Source organism: Pseudoduganella umbonata (genome assembly GCF_014192225.1).
GTDB lineage: Bacteria > Pseudomonadota > Gammaproteobacteria > Burkholderiales > Burkholderiaceae_D > Rugamonas > Rugamonas umbonata.
Genome location: NZ_JACHXS010000003.1, coordinates 226,665 through 244,560 on the forward strand (window position 1 = coordinate 226,665; position 17,896 = coordinate 244,560).

12 protein-coding genes are annotated in these 17,896 nt (G+C 67.9%); 7 read left to right on the forward strand and 5 right to left on the reverse strand.

What is annotated here, in order from left to right:
- Nucleotides 1-324: 324 nt before the first annotated feature.
- The 3 genes from FHS02_RS09755 to FHS02_RS09765 form a co-directional block, all read right to left on the reverse strand.
- A complete protein-coding gene (locus FHS02_RS09755; protein ID WP_137313249.1) occupies nucleotides 325-792 on the reverse strand; it encodes an IS1595 family transposase in 468 nt (155 codons plus the stop codon).
- Entirely contained in the window at nucleotides 789-2,123 is a 1,335-nt protein-coding gene (locus FHS02_RS09760) for a sigma-54 dependent transcriptional regulator (RefSeq protein ID WP_137313250.1), read from the reverse strand. Before FHS02_RS09760 ends, FHS02_RS09755 begins: the two co-directional genes overlap by 4 nt.
- A 393-nt stretch (nucleotides 2,124-2,516) precedes the next feature.
- Nucleotides 2,517-4,106 (reverse strand): methyl-accepting chemotaxis protein, encoded by a 1,590-nt coding sequence (locus FHS02_RS09765; protein ID WP_137313251.1) that lies wholly within the window; start codon nucleotides 4,104-4,106, stop codon nucleotides 2,517-2,519.
- Between the two features lie 399 nt (nucleotides 4,107-4,505).
- On the opposite strand from FHS02_RS09765, the gene FHS02_RS09770 reads away from it, so the two are divergent.
- The 4 genes from FHS02_RS09770 (at nucleotide 4,506) to FHS02_RS09785 (ending at nucleotide 11,340) form a co-directional block, all read left to right on the forward strand.
- Nucleotides 4,506-5,555: a glycosyltransferase family 9 protein gene (locus FHS02_RS09770; protein ID WP_137313252.1), complete on the forward strand. Its 1,050-nt coding sequence runs from the start codon at nucleotides 4,506-4,508 to the stop codon at nucleotides 5,553-5,555.
- Nucleotides 5,552-6,610 (forward strand): glycosyltransferase family 4 protein, encoded by a 1,059-nt coding sequence (locus tag FHS02_RS09775; protein ID WP_175424753.1) that lies wholly within the window; start codon nucleotides 5,552-5,554, stop codon nucleotides 6,608-6,610. The genes FHS02_RS09770 and FHS02_RS09775 overlap by 4 nt, the downstream gene beginning before the upstream one ends.
- 170 nt (nucleotides 6,611-6,780) lie before the next feature.
- The gene (gene lldD, locus FHS02_RS09780) at nucleotides 6,781-7,914 is read left to right on the forward strand and encodes an FMN-dependent L-lactate dehydrogenase LldD (protein ID WP_137313254.1); all 1,134 of its coding nucleotides are present in this window, start codon (nucleotides 6,781-6,783) and stop codon (nucleotides 7,912-7,914) included.
- 300 nt (nucleotides 7,915-8,214) lie between these two features.
- Nucleotides 8,215-11,340 (forward strand): alpha-1,6-glucosidase domain-containing protein, encoded by a 3,126-nt coding sequence (locus FHS02_RS09785; RefSeq protein ID WP_137313255.1) that lies wholly within the window; start codon nucleotides 8,215-8,217, stop codon nucleotides 11,338-11,340.
- 113 nt (nucleotides 11,341-11,453) lie between these two features.
- Here FHS02_RS09785 and FHS02_RS09790 read toward each other — a convergent pair whose 3' ends face one another.
- The gene (locus FHS02_RS09790; RefSeq protein WP_137313256.1) at nucleotides 11,454-11,681 is read right to left on the reverse strand and encodes a hypothetical protein; all 228 of its coding nucleotides are present in this window, start codon (nucleotides 11,679-11,681) and stop codon (nucleotides 11,454-11,456) included.
- Between the two features lie 354 nt (nucleotides 11,682-12,035).
- Here FHS02_RS09790 and ppc point away from each other — a divergent pair, with 354 nt between their 5' ends.
- On the forward strand, nucleotides 12,036-14,870 hold the full coding sequence (gene ppc, locus FHS02_RS09795; RefSeq protein ID WP_137313257.1) for a phosphoenolpyruvate carboxylase: 2,835 nt from the start codon (nucleotides 12,036-12,038) through the stop codon (nucleotides 14,868-14,870).
- An 88-nt stretch (nucleotides 14,871-14,958) separates the two neighbouring features.
- The gene (locus tag FHS02_RS09800; RefSeq protein WP_137313258.1) at nucleotides 14,959-16,227 is read left to right on the forward strand and encodes an alpha/beta hydrolase family protein; all 1,269 of its coding nucleotides are present in this window, start codon (nucleotides 14,959-14,961) and stop codon (nucleotides 16,225-16,227) included.
- Between the two features lie 41 nt (nucleotides 16,228-16,268).
- Here FHS02_RS09800 and FHS02_RS09805 read toward each other — a convergent pair whose 3' ends face one another.
- A complete protein-coding gene (locus tag FHS02_RS09805; RefSeq protein WP_137313259.1) occupies nucleotides 16,269-16,724 on the reverse strand; it encodes a VOC family protein in 456 nt (151 codons plus the stop codon).
- A gap of 281 nt (nucleotides 16,725-17,005) precedes the next feature.
- On the opposite strand from FHS02_RS09805, the gene FHS02_RS09810 reads away from it, so the two are divergent.
- A complete protein-coding gene (locus FHS02_RS09810) occupies nucleotides 17,006-17,881 on the forward strand; it encodes an NmrA family NAD(P)-binding protein (protein ID WP_137313260.1) in 876 nt (291 codons plus the stop codon).
- Nucleotides 17,882-17,896 lie beyond the last annotated feature (15 nt).

Sequence of the window (17,896 nt, forward strand, 5' to 3'; positions counted from 1 at the left end):
GACGTTGCAAGGTTGATGCCATCGGCCTGAGCCATCAGTAAGCGCTTGAAATCGTTGACTTATCTGCTTTGCTACACTTTAGACAATATGACTAGAATAAGTATTTTGTAACGTTGCTGTTACTACCATGGGCGCCAGATCGCCCTCCGCGTGGCAGGTTTTCAGTGGAGAATCGTGGAAAAATACCGGCTGTAACAAATACGTTACAAAAGGTCGGGATCGGCAGGGTGTTACGAAGGCGCTGTTCGCGTAAAGTCGGTTTTGCCTGCAGGTATGGAAGTTTCTGCTCTTGTCGGTGTCGGGAGACCTCGGCGCGCCGGCGATTTACGCCAAGGCAACTCGAAGCCAAAGCGCCGGAGCCGTTAATGCAGCGGCGTCGAGGACCCTCTGCCACCCGGTGTAGTTGGCCAGGTAGAGACTGGCCACGCCATTGAATCGGCGCAGCCACGTCTTGAAGCGGCTATGCCATCCATTCACACCCTGGATGTGGATCGCGCCGCGCGCCCCGATGCCGGCCCTGACGTTGACCGCTTCGTGTGCGACGCCGGCCTGCCGCGCAAACGCTTTATAGGCATTGGCCCCGTCGCTGACGAGCAGGACGTCCTTTGCCAGTACCGGCAGCAAGTGCCTGGCCAGCTGGCTGGCGGTCACCGGACCGCGGCCGGTGGCGAAGTCGCAGGTTTGCCGATTGCGGTCGCGGGCGACCAGGATGCAGTCCAGTTCCGCGCCGATGCCGCGCCGGCTGGCCTTGCCGCCGCGCTTGCGGGGCGGATGACGCGCGCTGGTGATCAGGAACGCTTGCGCGCGGCGGCCTCGATGCCATGCTTGGCCATCAGGCGATACAGCGTCATCCGGGAAATGCCGAGATCGCGGGCGACGTCGGTGAGGCTCTTGCCGGCGCCCAGGCCCGCTTCGATGGCGGCACGTTCGGCCTGCACGCGCGCGCCGTTCAGCGCCACGCCGGAACCGGCGGTGGCGGCGTCGAGGCCCAGGTCCTGCGGCGTGATCAGCCGCCCTTCGGCCATCACCGACGCGCGCCGCACGCGGTTCAGCAGTTCGCGCACATTGCCGGGCCAGTCGTGCGCGGCCAGCGCCGCCAGCGCGGCACGGGAAAAGCCCTTGACGTGCGCGGAACGCTCGCGGGCGTAATCCTGGAAAAAGGTTTCCGCCAGCGCCTGCACGTCGTCGCCCCGTTCGCGCAGCGGCGGCAGTTCCAGCGACAGCACGTTCAGGCGATAGAACAGATCTTCCCGGAACGTGCCGCGCGCCACCGCCTCGTGCAGCCGCACGTGCGACGCGGCAACGATGCGCACGTCGACCTCGACCGGGCGGGTACCGCCGACCCGCGAGATGGTTTTTTCCTGCAGGAAGCGCAGCAGGTTGGCCTGCAGGTCGAGTGGCAGGTCGGCGATTTCATCGAGGAACAGCGTGCCGCCGCTGGCCGATTCGATCAGGCCGGCGCGCGCCTTGGCGGCGCCGGTAAAGGCGCCCTTCTCGTGGCCGAACAGTTCCGACTGGACCAGCCCGGTCGGGATCGCGCCGCAATTGATCGGCACGAATGGCCCGGCGCGCCTGGCCGATCCCTCGTGCACGGCGCGCGCCACCAGTTCCTTGCCGGTGCCGCTCTCGCCCCAGATCAGCACGGGCGCCTCGGCGCATGCGACCTTGTGCAGCCGCTGGCGCAGCGCCGCAATGGCCCGGCTGTCGCCGGTCAGCCGCATGCCGCTCGGACTGGCGAGGCGCGGCGCCGGTGCGGCAAGCGTGGCAAAACCGTGGGCATGCCCGAGCGTATGGCTGAGCCGCGCCAGGTCGACCGGCAGCGTGTGGTAGTCGATGCAATGGTCGTGGATCAGGCGGCGGTAGCGTTCATCCTCCAGCGCCTCGGCGCCGCACACGGCCACCCACTTCACGCGCCAGTGCTCGCGCAGGAAATGCTCGACGCGCTCGAGCATGTCGCGGGTGCCCAGTTCGATGATGCCGACCAGGCACGGCAAGCTGCCCAGCACGGCGTTCGCCTCGTCGAGATCGGTCACAGCGCGCAATTCGAAACCGCGGGCCACGGCCAGCGCCGCACCTGCGTCCCAATGTCTTCCTGCAATGCTCAGCAGTCTCTTTGTTGTCATTTTTATATCACTCGTGACAGCTAACCGGATGCCTGGCAATGGTGGCCGGGGCGCCATCCAAGGTCTTGGAATCGGGTGAGATCGGACAGCGCAATGTCGCGCCCGCAACGCGCGCGTTACGATATTCGTTTTTATTATTTTGGAAGTGAAATAGCGGAAGTATGGCCACGATCGCGTGCGTTGCGGCATCCAGCTACTATAGGCGAGTGCTGGACGATGCGCCAACACGCCTGCAATACTAAGTTGTTTCCGCGCCATGGCTGGCGGGACCGGACGACCGCCGGGGCCGGCGCCGCGGGGCCCATCGCGGGGCCCATCGCGGGGTAAAGTACGGGGAAAAGTACAGGGAAAGTACAGGGCAGTAGTACGGCGCGATGTACCGCTGCCGGCCTGTCAGCGCAAGGCTGCCAGGCGCCCGGCGACCTGCGGTTCCGCTGCGGCGATGCGGAACTGCTGCATCAGCGTACTGAGCACCTGGGCCTGCTGCCGCAGCGACTCCGACGCCGCCGCCACTTCCTCGACCAGCGCGGCATTGTTCTGGGTATCGCGCTCCAGGCCGGCCACCGCATCGTTCATCTGGGCAATGCCGTCCGTTTGCGCATGCGCAGCGTCGCCGATCCGCGCCATCAGCGTGCTCACGCCGTCCACGCGTTCCAGCATGCCGCCCATGGTGGCCTGGGCACCGGCGGCCAGGCCGGCGCCCTGCCCGATGGTGGCCACCGAATCGGCGATCAGCGCCTTGATCTCGCGCGCCGCGGTGGCCGAGCGCTGGGCCAGTGCCCGCACCTCGCTGGCCACCACGGCAAAGCCGCGCCCCTGTTCGCCGGCGCGGGCCGCCTCGACGGCCGCGTTCAGCGCCAGGATGTTGGTCTGGAATGCGATGCCGTCGATGACGGCGATGATGTCGACGATCCGGTCGGCCGACTGGCTGATGCCATCCATCGTGGAGCTCACCTGTGCGATGGCACTGCCGCCCTGCCCGGCCACGTCCGCCGCGCCCTGCGCCAGCCGGGCGGCATCGACCGCCTGGGCGCCGTTGATGCGCACCGTGGTGGCCAGCTGGTCCAGCGCGGCCGAAGTTTCCTGCAGCGTGGCGGCCTGGCGTTCGGTGCGCCGCGACAGGTCGAGATTGCCATGCGCGACCTCGACGGAGGCCGCATCGATCGCCGCCGCCGCATCGCGCACGCCGCCGACGGTACGCGCCAGGCGCCGCGCCATCTCGTTCAGTGCGTCGAGCAGCTGGCCCACTTCGTCCTGGCGGCCATGGCGCAATGCTCCCGTCAGGTCGCCTTCGGCGGCGCGCTCGGCAAAGGCGACGGCATCGCGCAGCGGCCGCACGATGCTGCGCGTGAGCAGCAGGGCCAGCACGCCGCCGGCCAGCAGCGCCAGCAGGCCGAGCCCGCCCAGCAGCACGCGCATCGCGACGACCGTGTCGCGCGAATCTTCCGACACCTGCCGTGCCGCCCGCTCCTGGTGGCCGAGCAGCGCGTCGAGCGCCGCCATGTAGCCGGCCAGCCGCGGTTCGAAGGCGGAGCCGATCAGTTCATCGACCTGCTGGGTGCGGCCCATTTCCTTCTGCCTGAAGATCGCGTCGCGCACCGCATGGAACTGCTGCTGCTGGCGCCGCATCGCCGCCGTCAGCGCCAGTTCGCCGGCATCGCCGCGCTGCTGCGCCAATGCCCGCTGCAGCCGTTGCGTTACCTTTTCCCCGGCGGCCAGCTGCGCCATGAAGGCGTCGGCCACTTCCAGGCTGTCGCTGCGGGCGATCGACAGGGCACGCAGCGCGTTCAGCTGCTCGCTGGCACGCAGCTCGATCGTCAGGCGCTGCCGCGCGAGCTTGTCCTCGGCGAGCAGTTCGGCATTGGCGGCCACGTTCTGCAGCGACCACAGCGACGTCAGCGTCACCATCGCCAGCATGGCAAGGATGGCGGCGAAGGCGGCAACGACACGGGCACCGGTGTGGCGGCGGAGAAGGTTCGGCATGGGGCAGCGATCTGGGGTTACGGACAGCGCGCATTGTAGGGAGCCGTTGTGACGTGGATGTGACAAAACGTAATATAAATTGCGTTTTGGAACTGCCAAGGCTGCTGCCGCCGCCGGTCATGCTGCCGACATATTGATTGCGTACGCTGGAGGATGCGGTCCTCATGCCGGCGCCCGCTGTCGCGCCGTCCTTTCCGCGTGTAAAATCCGGTAATGCCGTGTAAAAAATGGCGGCGCCCTGGCGACGGGATCGTGCATTGTCCCTACAATGCAGTAGTCCAGCAACAGTCGACCAGGCCCGCGCACGAGTCCCGAGTCCGAGTCCCAAGTCCGTAATGCACTAGTCCGCTAGTCGTTACTTAACCGCTGTCGCAACAAGAAAAATCCAGACGTCCGGTAATGCCTTTCGAATCATCACGCATCCTCATCTGCCGCACCGACAACATCGGCGACGTCGTGCTGACCCTGCCGCTGGCCGGCTTCCTCAAGCAGCATATCCCGGGGGTCGAAGTCGACATCCTGTGCCGCGCCTACGCGGCGCCGGTGGCGCGCTGCTGCCGTTTCATCGACCGCGCGCTCGCGCTGGAAGAAGTGGACATCGACCGCCTGTTCGACGAGGAAGGCTACGACACCGTCATCTTCGCGTTTCCGCACCGGGCCCTGGCACGGGCGGCACGGCGCGCCGGCGTGCGGAACCGCGTCGGCAGCAGCCATCGCGTGCACCACTGGTGGACCTGCAACCGGCTGGCGCACTTCAGCCGCGCGCGCTCGCACCTGCACGAAGCCCAGCTCAACTTCGCGCTGCTGAAACCGCTCGGCATCGACTACCTGCCGCCCCTGGCGGAGATCGTGCCGCTGTACGGCCTGCAGGCGCCCAGCCCTGGGGAGATCGCCGAACCGTTCCGGGCGGCGCCGTTCAACCTGTTGCTGCATCCGAAGTCGAACGGCAATGGCCGCGAATGGCCGCTGGAACGCTATACCGAGCTGGCCGCCACGCTGGCCGCCGATCCGGGCATCGCGATCTGGATCACCGGCAGCCGTGCCGAAGGCGAGCTGCTGGCGCGCGACGCGCAGGCGCTGCTGGCCAGTCCCAACGTGCGCAACCTGTGCGGCCGCTACGACCTGAACGGCCTGGTGGCGCTGATCGGCATCGCGGACGGGCTGATCGCCAGCGGCACCGGTCCGCTGCACGTCGCCGCCGCCCTGGGGCGTAACGCACTGGGCCTGTTCCCGCCGGTGCAGCCGATCGACATCGCCCGCTGGGGCGCGCTCGGCGCCAATGCCACGTCGCTGAGCGGCGCGCGGCAATGCGGCACCTGCACCGGCGCGCAGGCCTGTACCTGCATGGCGGGGATCAGCGCCGCGCAGGTGGCGGACGTGGTGCTCCAGTGGCGCGACCGTGCCGCGGCGGAGCACGCCGGCGACCGCCGCGCCGCGACGAGACCATGACGCCGCGGCTGCTTATCACGCTGGACTCCATGCGCTTCGAGAACACCGGCCTGCATACCTTCGGCCGCAGCCTCGGGCAGGAACTCGTCAGGCAGGGCGCGGGCGCTTTCGACATGAGCGCCTACACGTATCCATCGCAGCAAGGCGCTCTCGGCGAGCAGGTGTCGCATGTCGGGCACCGCAGGTATCACCGCTGGTATTTCCCGCGCGGCGGCGATTTCGACGTGATCCACTTCGCGGACCAGTATTGCCGCTTCGGCCCCGATCGCGTGCGCGGCAGGACGGTGATGACGGTGCACGACCTGAACCAGGTGCACGAGCAGCCGCCGGGCAGCCGGAAGCTCGCCAGGCACCTGCGCAGGATGGCGCGCAAGATCGCCGGCGTCGACCGGGTGGTGGCGATCTCGGAATTCGTCAAGGCCGACATCCTGCGCTTCTTCCCCGAGGCGCGCGACAAGATTTCCGTCGTCCACAATGGCGCCGACCGCAGCTTTGCCCCGGCCGGACACCAGCCGCGCTTCGTGCCGCCGGGCCGCTTCCTGTTCGCCGTCGGCATGGTGTGCCCGAAGAAGAACTTCCACGTGCTGGTGCCGCTGCTGTGCGGCACGGACTACACGCTGGTCATCGCCGGCGTAATCAAGCACGAATACCGGCAAAAGATCCTCGACGAAGCGGCGCGCCTGGGCGTGGCCGGCCAGGTGGCGATCACCGGCCCGGTCAGCCAGCACGACAAGGACTGGTACTACGCGCACTGCGAAGCGTTCCTGTTCCCGTCGCTGGCCGAAGGCTTCGGCCTGCCGGCGCTGGAGGCGATGCACCACGGCCGTCCCGTATTCCTGTCGCGCCTGACCAGCCTGCCGGAAGTGGGCGGCGACGCGGCCTGCTACTTCGACCATTTCGACCCGGAGCACATGCGCGAGGTCTTCGCCGCCGGGCTGGCGCGCTTCGCCGCCGGCGATGGCGCGCAGCGTGCCCGCGCGCACGCGATGGGGTTTACGTGGGAGAAGGCTGCGCTGGCCTATCTCCAGATATACCGCGACTGCCTGGCAGGGTGATCGAGGTTTTTCAGGCGCTCTTGGCATTTCAAGCCTGCCGCAGCACGTTCTCTCATCAATTTGACTACACAGGATCAGTTGCGGTACTACAATTGACCGTTTCGTGAAAACGCCGCGCGTGCCGGCTGGCCGGCAGCACCGGGCAAGGCGATCAACTTCTTACCGACCACATGATCATTTCATCCGCGACCGATTTCCGGGCGGCGGCGCGCCGCAGGCTGCCGCCGTTCCTCTTCCACTACCTCGACGGCGGTGCCGGCGCCGAGCAGACCATGAGCGCCAACATCGCCGACCTGCAGCAGGTCAAGCTGCGCCAGCGCGTGCTGAAAGGATCGGAACAGCTCGACCTGTCGACGGAATGGTTCGGCACCCGCCACGAACTGCCGATCGCGCTGGCACCGGTGGGCCTGACCGGCATGTACGCGCGGCGCGGCGAAGTGCAGGCCGTGCGCGCCGCCTGCAAGCGCGGCATCCCGTTCATCCAGTCGACGGTGTCGGTGTGCCCGCTGGCGGAGGTGGCCGCCGCGGCGGACAAGCCGATCTGGTTCCAGCTGTACGTACTGAAGGACCGCAGCTTCATGCGCGACGTGCTGCAGCGCGCCAGGGCACTGGGCGCGTCGACGCTGGTGTTCACGGTCGACATGCCGGTGCCCGGCGCCCGCTACCGCGATGCGCACAGCGGCATGAGCGGCCCGAACGGACCGCTGCGGCGCATGCTGCAGGCGATCGCCCATCCGCGCTGGGCATGGGACGTGGGCCTGTTCGGCCGGCCGCATGACCTGGGCAACATCTCGGCCTACCGCGGCGCCGCAACCGGCCTGGCCGACTACATCGGCTGGCTGGGCGCGAACTTCGACCCGGCGATCGGCTGGCAGGACCTGCAGTGGATTCGCGACGAATGGCAGGGGCCGATGATCATCAAGGGCATCCTGGAAGCGGACGACGCCCGCGACGCCGTCGCCTTCGGGGCGGACGGCATCGTCGTCTCGAACCACGGCGGGCGCCAGCTCGACGGCGCGCTGTCCACCGCCAGCGCGCTGCCGGCGATCGCCGATGCGGTCAAGGGCAAGACCACGATCTTCGCCGACGGCGGCGCGCGCACCGGCACCGACGTGTTCCGGCTGCTGGCCCTGGGCGCCGACGGCGTGCTGCTGGGCCGCGCCTTCGTGTACGCGCTGGCCGCGCAGGGCGAGGCCGGCATCGCGAAGCTGCTGGCCATCATGGAAAAGGATATCCGGACCAACATGGTCCTCACCGGCGTGAAGTCGGTGCGCGAGATCGGCCCGCACCTGCTGGCACGCTGACCCGGCCGGGGCGCCCTGCCCCGGTACTGACACCGCATTACCGCGCGGGCGCCTGCCGCCCGCTTCTTCCCTCCCCCTCTCTACCCTGGCGCCCCGCGCGCTGCCCGCCCCGGCGCCGCGTCTTTTCGTTGGCTGCCTGCCACTGGCCGATTACCGGTCCATGTAGTGAAAATAAAACAACAGACATGACGGTTCACGCTGGATCGGGCAATCTCAGTAGTATTATTACAAGAACCTTGCCCGACAGGTGGCGAAGCCCGCCTGCGCCTTGGCCCTTCCATTACAACGACAGGGAGACATATGGACATCGGAAGTAGTTTGATTTCACGCTGGGCGGCAATCCTGCTGTGCGGCAGCGTCCTCGCCGCGTGCGGCGGAGAGAGCGACGACAGCGGGCAAAGCGCCGCCGCGCCGCTGCGCCTGGCCGCCGCGGCCAGGACCGCCAGCGCCGCGACGCCCGTTGCACCAGGGACCATCCGCATGCATTTCCACCGCATCCAGGGCGACGAAGCCCAGTGGGGCGTGTATTCGTGGGATGGCCCGCAGGTGCCCAGCCCGGCCTGGATCACCGGCCGCTTCATGTTCACCGGCAGCGACGGCTTCGGCGGCTACGTGGACATCCCGCTGGCGGCGGGGAAAACCGCCATCCACTTTCTCGTGACCGACGGGAGTGGCACCAAGAACTGCGCCGCCGACCAGCGGGCCGACCTGCGGCCCGATGTGATGACGGCCGGCCAGGAAGTGTGGATGCTGGAGGGCGACTGCACCGTCTATGCGGACCAGCCGGCGCTCAGCTACGGCAACCTGGCCAGCGCCAAGGCGCACTGGCTGTCCGCGACCACGCTGGCCTGGCCCGGCGCGCCGTCGAACGGCACGTACAAGCTGTTTTATGCAAGCAATGGCGGCATGGCTCCCACGCCCGATCCCGCCACCGGCCTGGCCGGCGCCGAAGGCAGCCTGCCGCTGCAACCGGCCGCGCTGCCGGACGCGATCCGGCAGAAGTATCCGCACCTGGCCGGCGCCACCGGCCTGCGCCTGGCCGATGCCGACGCTGCCGGCATCGCCCGCCTCGCCAGCGCCCAGTTCGCCATTGCGCAGTACGGCGCCGACGGTACGCTGGTGCAGGTGACGTCGCTGCAGCAGGCCGGCATGCTCGACGACCTGTTCGCGGCCCGTGCCGCCGGTGCGCAACTGGGCCTGTCGTTCGACAGCCGGGGCGTGCCGACCTTCCGCGTGTGGGCGCCGACGGCGAAGGCCGTCCAGCTCGACGTCTATGCCGGCGCAAGCGCGGCAGGCGCGCGGCCGGTGGCCATGGTGCGCGATGCCGCCAGCGGTGTCTGGTCGTACACGGCACCGGATGCCTCGTGGACCAACCGGGCCTACTACACCTATACGGTGCAGGTGCTGTCGCGCTGGGCCAACAACACGCTGGTGACGAACACGGTGACCGATCCGTATTCGCTGAGCGTGTCCGCCAACAGCCGGCGCAGCTTCGTCGCCAACCTGGACAGCCCCCAGCTGAAGCCGGCGGGCTGGGACGAGCAGCGCATTCCCAAGCTGGCCGCGCCAACCGACATCGCGCTGTATGAACTGCACATCCGCGATTTCTCGGCGTCGGATGCCACGGTGCCGGCTACGCACCGCGGCAAGTACCTCGCCTTCACGGACGGCGAGTCGGCGCCGATGCGCCACCTGCGCTCGCTGCAGAAGGCCGGCTTGACCCACGTGCACCTGCTGCCCAGCTTTGATTTTTCCAGCGTCGACGAGACGGCCTGCGTGACGCCGTCGATTCCCGGCGCGGCGGCCGATGCCACGACCCAGCAGGCGGCGGTGGCCGCCACGCGCGACAGCGACTGCTTCAACTGGGGCTACGACCCGGTGCACTACAACACGCCGGAAGGCAGCTACGCCACCGATGCAACCGACGGCGCGGTGCGCGTGCGCGAATTCCGCGCGATGGTGCAGGCGCTGCACGAAGCGGGACTGCGCGTGGCGCTGGACGTGGTGTACAACCACACCAGCCAGTCGCAGCAGGGGCCGCTGTCGATACTGGACCGCATCGTGCCCGCCTACTACTACCGGCTGGGCGCCGAGGGCAATATCCTGAACGACAGCTGCTGTGCCGACACGGCCCAGGAAAACGCCATGATGGCCAAGCTGATCACCGACTCGGTGGCGCTGTGGACGAAGCAGTACAAGATCGACAGCTTCCGCTTCGACATCATGGGCTTCACGCCGCTCGACCTGATGAAGCGCCTGCAGACGGCGGCGAACGAAGCGGCGGGCCGCCCGATCTACCTGTATGGCGAGGCATGGAATTTCGGTGCGGTCGGCAACGACGCGCGGTTCGTGCAGGCGCGGCAGGCCAACATGTTCGGTACCGGCATCGGTTCGTTCAACGACCGCATCCGCGACACGGTGCGCGGCGGCGGCTGCTGCGACACCGGCAACGCGCTGGTCGACCAGCAGGGCTTCGCCAACGGCGTGTGGTTCGACCCGAACGGCCAGTCGACGCAAACGCGCGACGATGCGCTGCGCCTGGCGGACCTGGTGCGCGTGGCGCTGTCCGGCACGCTGCGCGACTACCGCTTCACGGACCGCTTCGGCAATGTGCGCAGCAACGCCGAGATCGACTATTTCGGCCAGCAGGCCGGCTTTGCCGGCAGTCCGGCCGAGACCATCAACTATGTCGAGGCGCACGACAACCAGACCCTGTTCGATGTCAATGCGCTGAAACTGCCGCAAGGCACGAGCCTTGCCGACCGCGTGCGCGTACACGCGCTGGGCAATGCGATCAACATCCTGTCGCAGGGCGTGCCGTTCATCCACGCAGGCCAGGAAATCCTGCGTTCGAAGTCGCTGGACCGCGACAGCTACAACGCCGGCGACTGGTTCAACCGCCTCGACTACAGCTATGCCGCCAACAACTTCGGCGTCGGCCTGCCGCTGGCGGAAAAGAACGAGCAAAGCTGGCCGGTCATGGCGCCGGTGCTGGCCAATCCACTCATCGCTCCGGACACGCGGGCCATCCTGGCGGCGAAAACGGGCTTCGAGGAACTGCTGGCGATCCGCCAGGACAGCACGCTGTTCCGCCTGCGTACGGCGCAGGATGTGATCGAGCGCCTGAAGTTCCACAACACCGGCCCCGGTCAGGTGCCGGGCGTGGTGGCGATGAGCATTTCAGGCGCCGAGCCGTCTCCCTATCCAGGTGCGAAGTACAAGCGGGTGGTCGTGCTGTTCAATGTCGACAAGGCGGCCCGCACCGTCGCCATCCCGGAACTGCGCATCCGCAAGCTGAAGCTGCACGATGTGCAGCGCTTCGGCAGCGACCCGGTGGTACGCGCGGCGGCCTATGATGCGGCGAGGGGCAGCTTCACGATTCCGGCGCGCACGACGGCGGTATTCGTGCAGCACGCCAGCGACTGAGGCACGACCGGCTTCAGGGGCGCTGGCCGGCGCCCCTGAAGCCCCCCCTTCGTCGGGCGCCAGGGCGCAATGCCTGGCGCGGCCGGCCGATGCGGCGCGCCGGCCTCCCCGGCTCAGTCCAGCCGCTTGAGCCGCTGGCCGTGGATGCCCCAGCGGCAATCGGTACCATCGACATTGCCGAACAATGCCCAGCCGGTGCCGATCTTCGCCACCGTGACCTTGCTGCCGAGTTCAGCACTCAGCTTCTCGGCCCAGACACCGGCGGCCCCCTGGCCCTTGAACAGTTCCTTGCCCTCGTAGATGACGGTGGCATCGAATACGGGCATGGCGAATACGGTCATTGCTTCCTCTGGAATGTGCTGGAACGGAGCGCCATCCTACCACTCCCGCCTGCGCCGCTCGGCGCCACGCATCGGCCGCACGAAGCCGCCTCCCCGTTTTCTACTCCGCCACGCCAGATGTAGTCAAACTACATGTAGTAAATTTACCCTAAAAGACACATCTGGATGGAGCAAACTACATTTTTATTGACATGGCAATCACGATTGAAGAATATTCGGTTGAACGGCCGTTCAATGTCCCGATGACATGCGTTGCCAGCTTGCGCCGAATTTTCTCAATGCGGCTGACGGCGATGGCTTCGGCACATCCCCGCGGCCGCCGACAACAATCAACCAATCGACCACTCGACCGACATGCAAAACAGCGCTCTCCACGACCTCGGCAACCAGGCCTTGCCTATCTCTTCCCCCGTACCGGACCAGGACAAGGATGCGCCCCTGAAGGAGGACATCCGCCTGCTGGGCCGGCTGCTGGGCAACGTGATCCGCGAACAGGAAGGCGACGCGGTGTTCGACGTCGTCGAAGCGATCCGCCAGAGTGCCGTGCGCTTCCGCCGGGAAGACGACCGCAGCGCGGGCGCGGAACTGTCGGCCCTGCTCGCCAACCTGGCGCCCGAGCAGACCAATGCCGTGGTGCGGGCGTTCTCCTACTTCTCGCACCTGGCGAACATCGCCGAGGACCGGCACCACATCCGCCGCCGCCGCGCCCACCTGCTGGGCGGTTCGGCGCCGCAGCCGTCGTCGGTGGCGTTCGCGGTAACGCGGCTGAAGGATGCCGGTGTCGGCCGGGAGGCGATCGCATCCTTCCTGCGCGATGCCCTGATCTCGCCCGTGCTGACGGCGCACCCCACGGAAGCGCAGCGCAAGAGCATCCTCGATGCCGGCCATGCGATCGCGCGCCTGCTCGCCGAACGCGACCAGCCGCTGACGCCGCGCGAGCGCGAACGCAACGTGCAGCTGCTGCAGGCACGCATCGCCACGCTGTGGCAGACCCGCATGCTGCGCTATGAAAAGCTGACGGTCGCCGATGAAATCGACAATGCGCTGTCCTACTACCGCACTACCTTCCTGCGCGAGTTGCCGGCGCTGTACGACGACGTCGAGCGGGAGATCGCCCACGGCTACGGCGGCGGCGCGCTGGACCTCGGCGATGCCGACTACCTGCAGATGGGCAGCTGGATCGGCGGCGACCGCGACGGCAACCCGAACGTCAACGCGGAGACGATGCGGCACGCGCTGCTGCGCCAGTCCGGCACCATCCTGGAGTTCTATCTCGACGAGGTGCACGCGCTGGGCGCCGAGCTGTCCACCTCGACCCTGCTGGTGCCGGCCAGCGAGGCACTGCTCGCGCTGACGCGCCGCTCGCCGGACGATTCGCCGCACCGCAACGACGAACCGTACCGCCGCGCGCTGATCGGCATCCATGCGCGGCTCGCCGCCACGGCGCGCGCGCTGGGTGTCGCGGGGATCGTGCGCAAGGAAACGGGCCAGTGCCCGCCCTATCGCGATGCCGGCGAACTGCACGGGGAGCTGTCGGTCCTGGCGGCCTCGCTGGCGGCCAACAACGGCGCCATCCTTGCCGAACCGCGGCTGAACGGCCTGCTGCGCGCGGTGCGGATCTTCGGTTTCCACCTGGCCTCGCTCGACATGCGCCAGGGCTCGGACGTCCACGAGGCGGTGCTGGCCGAACTGTTCGCCCGCGGCGGCGTGGAGCCCGACTACGCGGCGCTCGACGAGGATGCCAAGGTGGCACTGCTGCTGGGCGAGCTGGCCCGGCCGCGGCTGCTGTTCTCGCCGTTCCTCGACTACACCGCGACGACCGGCGCCGAGCTGGAAGTGTTCCGTACCGCGCGCGAGCTGCAGCAGCGCTTCGGCGCGCGGGCGATCCGCCATTACATCATCTCGCACACCGAGACCGTGTCCGACCTGCTCGAGGTGCTGGTGCTGCAAAAGGAGACCGGCCTGCTGCATCCGGAGGACATGCGCGGCACGGTGATGGTGGTGCCGCTGTTTGAAACCATTCCCGACCTGCAGCGCGCGGCCGGCATCATGGCCCGCTGGATGGCGCTGCCCCCGGTCGCCCAGGTCATCGCGCACCAGGGCAGCACGCAGGAAGTCATGCTGGGCTATTCGGATTCGAACAAGGACGGCGGCTTCCTCACGTCGAACTGGGAGCTGTACCAGGCCGAGCTGAAACTGGTGGACGTGTTTGCCGCCGCCGGCGTGCGGCTGCGCCTGTTCCATGGCCGCGGCGGCACCGTCGGCCGTGGCGGCGGCCCCAGCTACGATGCCATCCTGGCCCAGCCGCCGGGTACCGTGAACGGCCAGATCCGGCTGACGGAACAGGGCGAGATCATCGCATCGAAGTTCTCCAATGCCGAGATCGGACGCCGCAACCTCGAACTGCTGGTGGCGGCCACCCTCGAGGCGGGCCTGCTGCCGGCGGGCGCCGCGCGGCAGGCGTCGCCGCTTGCCGTGTTCGAAGGCGTGATGGCCGAACTGTCGCAACGCGCTTATGCAGCCTACCGCGGGCTGGTCTATGAAACGCCCGGCTTCACCGACTATTTCTTCACATCGACGCCGATTGCCGAGATTGCGGAACTGAACCTTGGCTCGCGCCCTGCATCGCGCAAGTCAACGCGGCGCATCGAGGACCTGCGCGCCATTCCATGGGGCTTCTCGTGGGGCCAGTGCCGCGTGCTGCTGCCCGGCTGGTACGGCTTCGGCAGCGCCATCTCCCAATGGCTCGGCGAAGGCGACGCCGGCGAGCGCCTGGCGACGCTGCGCTACATGGCCCGGGACTGGCCGTTCTTCGCCACGCTGCTGTCCAACATGGACATGGTGCTGGCCAAGACCGACCTGGCGATCGCCTCCCGCTACGCCGCCCTGGTGCCCGACGAAGCGCTGCGCCAGCGCATCTTCGGGCGCATCGCGGCCGAACATGCGGCCACCGTGGACTGCCTGCAGCGCATCACCGGCAACGGCGAGCGGCTGGTGCACAACCCGACGCTGGCACGCTCGATCAGGAACCGCTTCCCCTACCTCGACCCGCTGAACCACCTGCAGGTGGAGCTGATCGGCCGCCACCGCGCCCGGCCGGCGGCGCCGGAGGACCGGCACAACCGCGTGCACCGGGGCATCCACCTGTCGATCAACGGCGTGGCGGCGGGACTGCGCAACACGGGCTGACGCCAGCCTCCGGACAGCGTGCAACGGTGGCTGGTCAAGCCGGCAACCGTGTCCTATAGTGGATGAGCGCTTTTACCGGAGCCTCGCCATGACCGCCACAGCCGTGGATGTTCCCGTTTGCCGGCTTGTTCGTTCGCTCGTTCGTTCGCTCGTTCGTTCGCTCGTTCGTTCGCTCGTGTGTTCGCTTGCCGTGCTGCTGCCGGGGCCCGTCCATGCCGACGACGGCAAGGGCTTGCAGCGCGGGGCGAGTCCCGACGACGTCAGCATCTCCGGCGTGTCGGCCGGTGCCGCCATGGCGCTGCAGTACGCGGTCGCCCACTCCGCCTCGATCACCGGCGTCGGCGCGATCGCCGGGCCGCCCTGGGGCTGTGCCGAGGGCCTGCTGGGCAAGTCGATCAACGCCTGCATGTGCGGCAGGCAGCCGATCGCGCCGAAGGCGGATGTGGCCCGCAGCCTGGCACGGGAACGCGCCATCGACCCGCTCGACGCCTCGGGCCGGCCCAGGGCGCTGAAACGGGCCTACGTGTTCCAGAGCGCAAGCGACGCAACCGTCGTGAAGCAGTCCGGCGACGCCAGCCTCGCCTTCCTGCGCGAGTTCGTCGGCCCGGAAACCGTGGCCGACAGCGGCAACGCCGCCGACGGCAGCGATGCCGCCATGCACGGCATCCTGTCGCCCGAGGGAACGGACCAGTGCGGCATCGAGAGCGGTACGGATACCTACATCCGGAAATGCGGTGCCGAAGACAATGCGGGAAAGCTGCTGCGGGCGCTGAAGGCTCCCGGCACCCGCCATGACGCTTCCCTCCGTCACAAAAACATCCCGGAAAGCGACGTCTGGGAGTTTCGCCAGCAGCCGTTCATCGATGCGGTGAAAACCACCGCCCGACCGGTGTCGGGCGACCTTCCCGGCGGGCGGCCCGGCCCGCAGCGGGCGAACTTCGACATGGCGGAGAAAGGGTATCTGTACGTGCCGCCGGCGTGCCGCAAAGCCGGCAGCCAGTGCGATGTGCACGTGGCCTTGCACGGCTGCAGGCAGGACGCCCGGCAGTTCGCCATCCGCTCCGGCTACAACAACTGGGCGGAGCATTACCGCACGATCATCGTCTACCCGGCCATGAAGGCCGGAAGCGATGCATTGCCCGGTAACGTCTGCCGTGTCGAAGCGTTCAAATTTTTCGTGCCCCCGGAACTGGAAGAGCGCAATCCGAACGGCTGCTGGGACTGGTGGGGCTACCTCGAAGCGGGCTGGCCCAGGAAGCCGCGCTACTACACCCGGGATGCGCCGCAGATCCAGGTCATCGAGCGCATCATCTTTGAAGTCACCAGGCCTGTTGCGCGCGAAACGACGGGGCGCTGAACAGATCTTTCCGCGGTACGCTAGGATGACGCCGCGCCAGGCTACGGCGCTTCCGCCGCGGGCTGCAGCATGAGCTCGGTATAGCGGCGCTGCATCTCCTCGGGCGACAGCTCCTCGATGCTGTGGCCGATGTTCCAGCGGTGCCCGAAAGGATCGCGCACGACGCCGCCGCGCTCCCCGTAGAACTCGTCCCGGACCGCGCGTTCGAGGCTGGCACCCGCGGCCAGCGCGCTCGCCACGACGGCATCGGCATCGTCCACGTGCAGGTGGATGGTGACCGGCGGGCTCTGCTCTCCCTGCGGGCCCTGGATACCGTATTCGGGATACTCGTCCGACAGCATCACGGTGACGCCGCCGAAATCGAGTTCGGCATGGCCGATGCGGCCTTCCGGTTCGGTCAGGCGGAATTTCTCGGTAGCGCCGAACGCCCGGGCGTAGAAATCGATCGCCCGGCCGGCGTCGCTGACACACAGGTATGCAAACAGTTCATGGATCATCGGATGTCTCCTGGCTGAAGGAAGAGAAAAGAAGGGAAAAGGCAAGGGCAAGGGCAAGGGCAAGGGCAAGGAACACTATAGAGGCAGCCTGTCCGCGTGTCCCGAACCATCGGCGGCTGAGTTGTTTCGCGGGCCAACGCCGGAACACCGGGCCACGCCGAAGGGTGCGCCGCTTCCCCCGGCAGGTCTCTACACTCCCCATCCGGCAGCCGGACACAGGTGTTTGCCATGCATGCGACATGCAAGCCGGCCGGCGCACGTTGACCCGAGGGAGGATGACCATGCACATCATCGTTGGCGGTACCGGCAATGTCGGCTCGGCGACAGCGCGCGCGCTGTTGCGGCGCGGCGAACCGGTCACGATCGTGACGCGCGACGCGGCGAACGCCGCCGGCCTTGCCGCGGCCGGCGCCCGCGTCGCCGTGGCGGACATCCACGATACGGGCCGGCTGCGCGAGATCCTCCGCGCCGGCACGACGGCGTTCCTGCTGAATCCCCCGGCCGCCCCCGATACGGACACGGACGCGGTGGAGCACGCGCACCTGGATGCCATCGTCGCCGCGGTCGCCGGATCGGGCCTGCACCGGATCGTCGCCGCGTCGACCTACGGCGCGCGCCCCGGCCCGCCGTGCGGCGACCTGACGGTACTCCACGACTTCGAGGAAAAGCTGGGCGCGCTGGGCATCCCGCTTGCCGTGAACCGCGCGGCGTACTACATGAGCAACTGGACCGGCATGCTCGACATGGTCCGCGACGGAGGCAAGCTGCCGAGCTTCTTCCCGGAAGACCTGCCGATCCCGATGGTCGCGCCGGCGGACCTGGGCGAAGAAGCGGCGCGCCGGCTCGTGGCGCCACCGGACGACACCGGCGTGCAATACGTCGAAGGGCCCGCCCTGTACACCCCGCGCGACGCCGCCGACGCGTTTTCCGCCGCGCTGGGCGTGGATATCGAGGTTGACGTCATCCCCCGCCCGCAATGGGAAGACACCTTCCGCCAGCTGGGGTTCTCCGAACAGGCCGCGCGCACCTATGCCTGCATGACGGGCACCGTCGTGGACAACGCAGGCAAGTGGCCGGGTGCGCCCGTGCGGGGCGCCACCACCCTGCAAGCGTATATCCGCGAGGCGGTGGAGCGCGGCAACGGCAACGCAAGATAAAGGCGCACGCGGCGT